This is a genomic window from Synechocystis sp. FACHB-383 (genome assembly GCF_014698605.1).
GTDB classification, from domain to species: Bacteria; Cyanobacteriota; Cyanobacteriia; order Cyanobacteriales; family Microcystaceae; genus Synechocystis; species Synechocystis salina.
In genome coordinates, this window is sequence record NZ_JACJTJ010000017.1 from 1 (window position 1) to 8,806 (window position 8,806).

The 8,806-nt window shown below is 46.4% G+C and carries 6 protein-coding genes and 1 pseudogene; 1 reads left to right on the top strand and 6 read right to left on the bottom strand.

All coding sequences use genetic code 11. The annotated features are described in order from the left end of the window. Positions 1–135: 135 nt before the first annotated feature. Both H6G45_RS03645 and metH read right to left on the bottom strand, forming a co-directional pair. Positions 136–950: pseudogene (locus H6G45_RS03645) on the bottom strand (IS5 family transposase). Between the two features lie 291 nt (positions 951–1,241). After that, positions 1,242–4,829, bottom strand: coding sequence for a methionine synthase (gene metH / locus H6G45_RS03650; RefSeq protein WP_190596715.1), 3,588 nt, complete (start codon positions 4,827–4,829; stop codon positions 1,242–1,244). Positions 4,830–5,050: 221 nt separating this feature from the next. On the opposite strand from metH, the gene yidD reads away from it, so the two are divergent. Then, positions 5,051–5,290 (top strand): membrane protein insertion efficiency factor YidD, encoded by a 240-nt coding sequence (yidD, locus tag H6G45_RS03655; protein ID WP_199309560.1) that lies wholly within the window; start codon positions 5,051–5,053, stop codon positions 5,288–5,290. A gap of 136 nt (positions 5,291–5,426) precedes the next feature. On the opposite strand, the gene H6G45_RS03660 is transcribed toward yidD, so the two are convergent. The 4 genes from H6G45_RS03660 to H6G45_RS03675 all read right to left on the bottom strand — a co-directional run. Beyond that, on the bottom strand, positions 5,427–6,638 hold the full coding sequence (locus H6G45_RS03660; RefSeq protein ID WP_190596719.1) for a GNAT family N-acetyltransferase: 1,212 nt from the start codon (positions 6,636–6,638) through the stop codon (positions 5,427–5,429). 71 nt (positions 6,639–6,709) lie between these two features. Beyond that, positions 6,710–6,922, bottom strand: coding sequence for a DUF2839 domain-containing protein (locus H6G45_RS03665; protein ID WP_190596721.1), 213 nt, complete (start codon positions 6,920–6,922; stop codon positions 6,710–6,712). 89 nt (positions 6,923–7,011) lie between these two features. Continuing rightward, on the bottom strand, positions 7,012–8,256 hold the full coding sequence (locus tag H6G45_RS03670; protein ID WP_190596723.1) for a HAMP domain-containing sensor histidine kinase: 1,245 nt from the start codon (positions 8,254–8,256) through the stop codon (positions 7,012–7,014). A gap of 137 nt (positions 8,257–8,393) precedes the next feature. Beyond that, on the bottom strand, positions 8,394–8,806 hold a 413-nt coding region (locus tag H6G45_RS03675; RefSeq protein WP_199309561.1), incomplete at its 5' end, for a hypothetical protein.

Genomic DNA, 8,806 nt, shown 5'->3' on the forward strand with positions numbered 1-8,806 from the left:
TGGGCGAGACTAAAACGTTATGTTTCCCAACTTGTTAGTAAGGGAGAATCGCTAATTTCTGCATTGGATATAGCTTTGCGAGAATTGTCCTAACTATCTCGTTCTTTGCTATAGAGCTAATTTCTAAAGTAAAAATTAAGAAGTAATACGGGAAAGCGTAATACGAATGAGGGCGCCGTAAATCATGACTTCACTGATTTCGGTATAAAGTTCATAATCCTTGCTCAATCTTCGATAGCAATTTAATCAAACAAAAGTACGCTCTACCACCCAACGCTTGGCTAAAACTTCAAATTCTTTGGAGGAACGCTTGACGACCTCGAGCCGTACTGATTCTCCACACACTTGCCTTATTGCCCGAGCAAAATTTTCCCCGCAATAGCCGTGGTCTAGGTAAATCACTTCCAGTGAGGATAAATGCTGACGCAATTCATCACAAATCACTACCGCTCCCAAGCGCTCTAAAGCATTAGCTTCCGTTACTAATAATCCTAAAATAAAACCCTGGGAATCCACCACGATGTGCCGTTTACATCCTTTAACTTTCTTGCCACCGTCAAAACCATAGACTTCCCACTTTTTTCCGTTGTTTTAGCGGATTGGGATTCGGCCATTGCGACACTGGAGTCGGGAACTCTTCCCGTCTTTTCTCTCGCTTCTTTACGTAATTCATCATGAATTCTTTGCCAGATACCCTTCCTTTGCCACTTGTGAAAATATTTATACACTGTCTGATGGGGCGGAAAATCATGGGGGAGCATCTCCCACTGGCATCCTGTGCGCTGTACATAGAAGATAGCATTGATAATTTCTCGCAGGTTTACCTCTCTGGGACACCCAAATCCCTTATATGCCAGTAGCTTGGGCTCGATTATCTCCCACTCTGCATCACTCATGTCACTCGCATATGGCTTACGTTTCACATTGGCTACATTGGGTAAACGGCTCATCCACAACACTCAATTTTTACCACTCCACCATAAAAACTAAATTTCTTCTCTCCCTTCTTTTTTATATTTTCTTTAGAAATGACCTCTTAAACCTCACCGCTGACGTGCATTAAAAATAAAGCAACTAATTACCAGCATTTTAACGTCTGTCAATATATGGTTACGGCCAATCAACGAGAATTTCAGCGAATTTCTGGCTTAAAGACCGAAAATTGGCGACAAGATCAAATTGACTCCCAATATCCAGAGTATATTCTGACTTTTGAAATCATTTAATTTGTGGCAAGGAATCTAAGCACTAAAATATTTAGCAGTGGGATGGTAGGCAATGATCGCCGTTGTCGATTGTTCCGGATAAACCTGTTCACTTTCGTCCATATACAAGCCGATCCGTTCTGTTTGTAACAGTTCCAGTTGGGTGTATTGATCCTGCATGTTGGGGCAAGCAGGGTAGCCAAAACTGTAACGGGAACCTTGGTAACGTTGCTGGAGAAGATCACGAATGTTATCGGGGTCTAAATGCCCAAAGCCCAATTCCTGGCGTATCCGTTGGTGGGTCCACTCGGCTAAAGCTTCCGCCATCTGCACTGCCATGCCATGGAAGTAGAGGTAATCGGTGTAATTATCTCCGGCAAATAGTTTCCTGGCATATTCCGTCGCTATTTCCCCCACCGTCACCGCTTGCAGAGGGAAAACATCGGTCAGACCTGATTCTTTGCTGGCAAAGAAGTCTGCAATACAAAGCCGTCGTCCTGACTTCTGCCGGGGAAATTCAAACTTGGCGATCGCCGTTGCATCCGGAGGAATTTGGCCATTATTTTGGCTGATCAGTTCAGGATCGTAAATTAATAAGGTATTGCCTTGAGATTGACAGGGAAAATAACCATAAACCACCGTGGGATGGAGTAAATTTTCCGCTATGACTTTCGCCTTCCATTCGGCCAGAATCGGATGGACATTTTCTGCCAAAAACTGGTCATACTCTTCCCGGGATTGCTCTCTGGGTTTGCGGAATTGCCACTGACCAACAAAGAGAGCTTGCAAGTCCAAAAGGGGAAACACTTCTTCCAGGCAAATATCACTGGGTTGTAAAATCCTCGTACCCCAAAAAGGTGGCATCGGCCTTGCAATATTAGGATCTACTGCTTCGGAACGAACGGTATCAATGACCTCTGGCTCCGTGGGTTGTTCCCCCGCATCAATTAACTTTTCTTCTTCGATGCCAAAGTTAGTTTTGGCGTCATTATCTGCCATGGGGGCGTGGCCATTTTCTTCAGCATATTCGCCTAAAAAACCTTGGAAATCATCCCAGCTAGCGGCACTTTTAGCGGGCATAAGTTTATCCATGAAATGCAAATCGGCAAAGGCGTCCTTACCGTAAATTACTTGGCCTTTGTAAGTGTTTTGACAATCTTGATGGACAAATTTAGGAGTTAACGCGGCTCCCCCTAAAATAACGGGGACAGTGATACCTTCATTGTTAAAAACTTCTAGATTTTCCTTCATAAAAGCAGTGGATTTGACCAACAAACCACTCATGGCAATGCAGTCAGGCTTATGTTCTTTATAGGCTTCGATAATGTTTTCCACTGGTTGTTTAATGCCCAAGTTAACCACCCTATAGCCATTGTTGGAAAGAATAATATCCACTAAATTTTTACCAATATCGTGCACATCTCCCTTAACAGTGGCAATTAAAAAAGTACCCTTGGCATTGTCGGCGGAATCATCCTTATCCATGTGAGGTTCCAGAAAAGCCACTGCCGCTTTCATGGTTTGGGCCGATTGCAACACGAAGGGTAACTGCATCTGTCCGGAGCCGAATAGTTCCCCCACCACTTTCATGCCATCTAATAAATAGATATTAATAATATCTAGGGGAGGATAAAGTTTTAGAGCTTCATTCAACGCATCTTCTAAACCCAGTCTTTCTCCATCAATAATGTGGCGTTTCAGCCTTTCTTCCACCGGCAAATTAGCGTCACCGGATTTGTCCCGTTTGGTAGTTTTGCCTTCAAATAAGGTGGTTAGCTTCGTTAACGGGTCATAGGTACAGCGTTCCCCGTCAAATTCCCGACGATCATAGATTAAATCTAGGCACACCTGTTGTTGTTCTGGATCGATTTTTGCCAGGGGTAAAATTTTGTTAGCACTGACAATGGCCGCATCCATACCCACCTGCATACATTCGTGGAGAAAAATGGAATTGAGTACCTGACGGGCGGCGGGATTCAATCCAAAGGAAACGTTGGAAACCCCCAATAAAATATGGCAATTAGGCAATTCCTGGCGAATTCTGCGGATGGCATCCACGGTGGCTTTCCCGTTTTCTCGGTCTTCTTCAATGCCGGTGGAAATAGGCAAGGCTAAAGGATCAAAGAAAATTTCCGTGGCGGGAATGCCAAAGGTGATCGCCGCTTCGTAGGCCCGTTTGGCAATCTCAAATTTTTTATCGGCCGTGCGCCCCATGCCATCTTCATCGATGGTGCCGATGACAATGCCAGCCCCATATTCCTTAGCAATTTCCAATAGTTTATAAAATCTTTCTTCCCCGTCTTCGTAGTTGGTGGAATTGAGAATACATTTTCCCCCGGCTACCTTTAAACCGGCTTCCATTTTTTGCCATTCGGTGGAGTCCAACATTAAAGGCAGGGTGACATTATTGACTAAACGGGAAGCCAATTCTTTCATATCCCGCACCCCATCCCGACCGACGTAATCGACGTTGACATCAAGGATTTGGGCCCCTTCTTTTACCTGGGATTTAGCCAGGGAAACTAGGCTGTCCCAATCTTCGACATTGAGCAGATCCCGACATTTTTTGGAACCACTGGCATTGAGCCTTTCCCCTACGATTAAGAAAGAATTTTCCTGGGCATAGGTTTGGGTGGAGTAAATAGAGGCGGCGCTGGGTTCGTACCGGGGTTGACGCTCCTTCGGATGCAGAGCCTTGGCAATGTCTGCCAAAGCTTTGATGTGATCTGGTCTGGTGCCGCAACAGCCACCGATTACCTGTACCCCCAGGTCTTCAATGAAGTGCATCAGGGACATTTGCAGTTCCACCGGGGTGAGGCGATAAAAAGCTTGGCCGCCAACGTTTTCTGGCAAACCAGCATTGGGAATACAGGACACCACAAAGGGAGAATGTTCAGAAAGATATTTGACGTGCTCCTTCATCAAGTCCGGCCCGGTGGCACAGTTCAGCCCCAAAATATCGATGGGATAGGGTTCCAAAATGGCCAAGGCCGCCGCCATCTCCGTACCCACCAGCATGGTACCCATGGTTTCCATGGTGACTGACACCATCAATGGTAGGCGATCGCCTTTTTCGGCAAAGACCTGTTCAATGGCGTTCAGGGCCGCCTTAATTTGCAACACATCCTGGCAGGTTTCAACTAGCAATAAATCCACCCCGCCGTCGTACAGGCCCCGCACCTGGACCACATAGGCATCCTTGAGGCTGTCATAGTCCACATGACCTAGGGTGGGTAACTTAGTCCCCGGCCCCATGGAACCCGCCACAAATCGTGGTTTTTCTGGGGTGGAAAATTCCGCCGCCACTGACTTGGCCAACGCCGCCGCCGCCCTATTCAAGTAATAGCTTTGATCTGCCAAATCGTACTCCGCCAACACCAAGGGGGTGCCCCCAAAGGTATCTGTTTCTACCACATCGGCCCCCGCTTCATAAAAAGCACGATGCACCGTGGCCACCGCCTCTGGCTTAGTATGGACTAAATATTCATTACAGCCTTCGTATTCCGCCCCGCCAAAATCCGCTGCCGTTAGGTTTTGTACCTGCAGGTTTGTACCCATAGCCCCGTCAAAGACTAATACCGGGCGATCGGGACTGTGGAGACGGTCTAAAAAAGCACTTTTCATAGGGAGGTCGGAGACCAGAAGCTAGATTGGATCAGGGTTATGGCATATTATATGGGGCTTGGCGCTAATCTAACAACGTGGAAATGGAGCCATGGCATTATTTTCAACAATTATCCACCACCAATAAACATGAATAAATTAGTTGTGAATAAGGAAAATTTAAAGATTAATTAGAGCCCCAATTAAAAAGTTGTTATTCTATGATCAATAGTCACTAGTAAATGATGAAAAAATTACTTTTAACTCTGATCAAACTCTATCGGGTCTTGATTTCACCGTTGTTTCCACCCAGTTGTCGTTTTCAGCCCACTTGCTCCCAGTACGCCTTAGATGCGGTGGAAATCCACGGAGTCTGGCGGGGTAGTTATCTGGCTCTGAAAAGGATTTTGCGCTGCCATCCCCTACATCCGGGGGGTTATGACCCTGTGCCCAACCCCGAGCAAGGGAAAGTTTCTTCTTAAGCTCCGGTTTGAGCGGTTAAATCACTGGAAATTCTCGCCCTACCGCTCCCTTCAATAGGGCAGAAACTAGTGAAAAAATTCCCGGTATTAGGGAATTGATTGAGCAAACCAGAATGTTACCAACAGACCCTAAAATTTAAATGTGATGACCGTTTTCCGGTAAATCCTCATGCCCCAAATTAACCTGTTTATCTTGGTTATCTGGACGGTCTTTTTGGGATTTTAACGGCAAATTCAACAGAGACATACGACTGGGAATGGGGGTGCGAGGTAATGGCTGTAGTCCCTGTAATACTTCTGAAAGTTGCAATCGCTCCGGCTTAGTTTCTTTGAGTTTGTGCCAGACGGAACGGGACATCAACAAACGATGTTGCTGACGCTGGGCCCCCAACTGTTCCAAATATTCTTCCCGTTCATGTTGATAATCGGCCGACTCTAACATGAGGGCTTGGGGAGGAAGTCCTTGGACTAGTTGAGCCATTTTCACTAAAAGTTTGGGGTAGAGCCAAGTATAGGCAGGATGTACGGTTAATTCCGCTTGGTGGGCCTGTTGGCCGTTGGTGGACAGGGTGAGTTTGAAATAGGCGATCGCCGCTTTGCGTTGAGGTTCAAAGACGTAGCCGCTGACCTCTTCCTGGTGGGTGTACCAATTTTGCCAACGGTTTAATAGGGAACTCAAAAAGCGCCGCTTGAAATCCGCCACATGGCGGTCAAACACCTGACGCATCAAAGGGGGCATGGAAACACAATCAAGCTGACAGAGCAGGGCCGCATCAGCATTGCTTACGGGCAGTAAATTGGGTAAGTCAGGATCGTTCTGGGCCAGACTGGTCAACAGTTCCGCCGACAAGGACCAATGGGTAATTTGGGCTAGGGGCTGAAAACCATTCTGACGGTAAAGAGCAAGGATATTTTTATCGTTTACGTCCACATCCAACACCCAGGTGCGGGCTTCCCAGACATTTTGAAAACAGTAGCGCAATAACTGGGACCCCATACCTTTTGGGTCTGTTACCAATTCCGGCTGGATCGCCTGGGCTTGCACCGACAGTTGCTCTATTTTCCAAGTGGAGCGACTGGTGTTGAACGGGGTCACCTGCACAAAGCCACCGATGGTACCCTGGGGTTTTTGCTCCGCCACAAAGCAATGGAAAAGATGTTGCAACGGATTGGGAAAACAACCCAAGGCCCTAAGCATGCCGTACCAGAAAAGATTCTGCGGCAATCTACCCGCCAATGAACTGCCCGACATTGCCCCCTGTTGGTCGGTCAGTTTATCTAAATTTTCCAGGTCCCGGAACTGAACTCCCCGAACCACCAACAAGTCAGTTTCATTAAGGGTAACCATAGGGCGGCAAAGAACGGCGTCCTCCCCATATTAACTGCTTTTCCCGACGTTGGGACTCGGCGATCGCCGGTTTACTGGACGGTCCACCAGCCAAAAGTGGGGCCAATAAATCTGACTGTGACCCACAAGCCCGCCATCACACCAATGCCAATCCAGGCTCCTTTGGTAGTCCATTTATAGAAATCCTCGGCTTGTTTTTTTGTTAAAGGCAGCCACTCCACAATCCGTTGATCCTGGCCATAGCGATCGCCAAGGGATTGTTTACGACGCTTTGATTCTCCCATGTTTGTTTTTATCCTAAGTTCAGTAAATTGTGATAATTTTAACAACAGAATTTTATCCATAAAACTGCCAACTTTCAATCACGCCATTGTCAGGTTTGGTGATTTTTGGCCGGTGTTTTCAGGGGCAGAATCGCTGAAAAACAGCTACCAACCCCAGGAGTTGAAGTTAATTGAATATCACCACCATGGAGTTGGGCCAAGCGACGGGAGAGGGCTAACCCCAGGCCAGTACCTTTTTCAGCAAAACTAAGGGGAGGGGAAATTTGCTTAAAAGGTTGAAACAAATCCCTCTGGTCTGCCGGGTTGATGCCAATGCCAGTGTCAATCACGGAAAAAATTAAGGCTTCCTCGGTGGCTTTGACCGCCAAGGTCACATTCCCCTGGGAGGTAAATTTGACCCCGTTGGAAAGGAGATTAATTAAGATTTGTTTCCAACGCCTTTGATCGACATAGCAAAAATCTACTCCATCATCAATGGTCAAATTTAGGGCTAATTGTTTCTCTTTAGCCTTGGTTTGCACCATGGAAATTACCGAAAGGCATAGGTCTTCCACTGCCACCTGTTCATAGAATAATTCTTCGCAACGGGCATCAATTTTTGACAGATCGAGAAAATCATTCACTAGGGACAGTAGATGTTCAGCGGAATTTAAGGTACCTTGCACATATTGGTGTTGTTTAAGATTTAATTTGCCATAAAGTTCATCCCTTAGCATTCTGGCAAAACCAATAATGGCCGTGAGCGGAGTCCTAAATTCGTGGTGAATATGGCTCAAGTTAATCGTCATGGGGGCATGGCGATCGCCAACCTTGGAACTTTCTTGGGAAGGCCATGATTCAGACTCACCATGGTATTGGTAGGCAAACACCGTACCCACTTCCTGCAAAAATAAATATTGCTCAAGACGCCATTGGCTGTGGGGCCAAACTAAGCAAATGCCACCAACATATTGATTGTGCTGAAAAATAGGTAAGAGGAAGTAAGGCAAATCGCCATGAATGTTTCCCTGCACTGCCCCAGAATCAAAACTAGCTGGGTTAATTTCTTGCCAGTGTTGTTTTAAATCGGTTAATAAGCTCTTTCCCTGTTGTAATTCTCCTTGGCGATCGCCAATAAATTTGAGGCATTTTTCCGCCATGAACCTTGGGGCATGCTCAGTCTGGAGAACAATGGAGAGGGTCGGGATAATTTCCACTCCGGCAGGGGTAGTTCCTAAGTGCCAATAATAAATTGCTTGCACCGGAACAATGCTCACAATCAATCTAGCTATGGATTGCTCAAACCCATCCCCGGCCGTTGGCAAAATTTTCCTGTTAGGGAAATTGGAACCCATAGTGACACTCAAAGCCAATGAAATATTGATGCCATAGGCAATGGCCGGGCTAATAAATAGAATTGTATCTATATTAGCTAATTAACCCAAGCCCATTGTCTAATTTACTGGGGATTGCCTGATTGACTGACAAAAGTTTAAGAGGACTCGTAGGAGTAGACCTGGAGAGTAAACTCAAGGGCATAAAGGCGGCGGTGGTGCTGACGACGGGAAGCCATAGCCGGTTGAGGGTCTCGATGGGAGAAAAAAGCGACCTGATGGATAATGGGCCATCCATTGTAGAAGGCAGTCTTTAACCAATCCCAACCGAGGCGTAAATAACTGTGGCCACGAAACCAATGGGGGTCGACCCAACGACGGTGGCCATGTTCAACGACCGTTAACCCTTGTGCGGTTGCAAATAAAGTGGCGACGGCCAGGAGAAACCATAATCGGGAAAAAGCACAGACAGAACGAATCTGTGATTTCTGGATATTCCAGACATTGGACTGATCATCTAAAAAGCTCTCTTCAATCTGGAAGCGCATGCCATATTCAGCAAAAGTCTGAA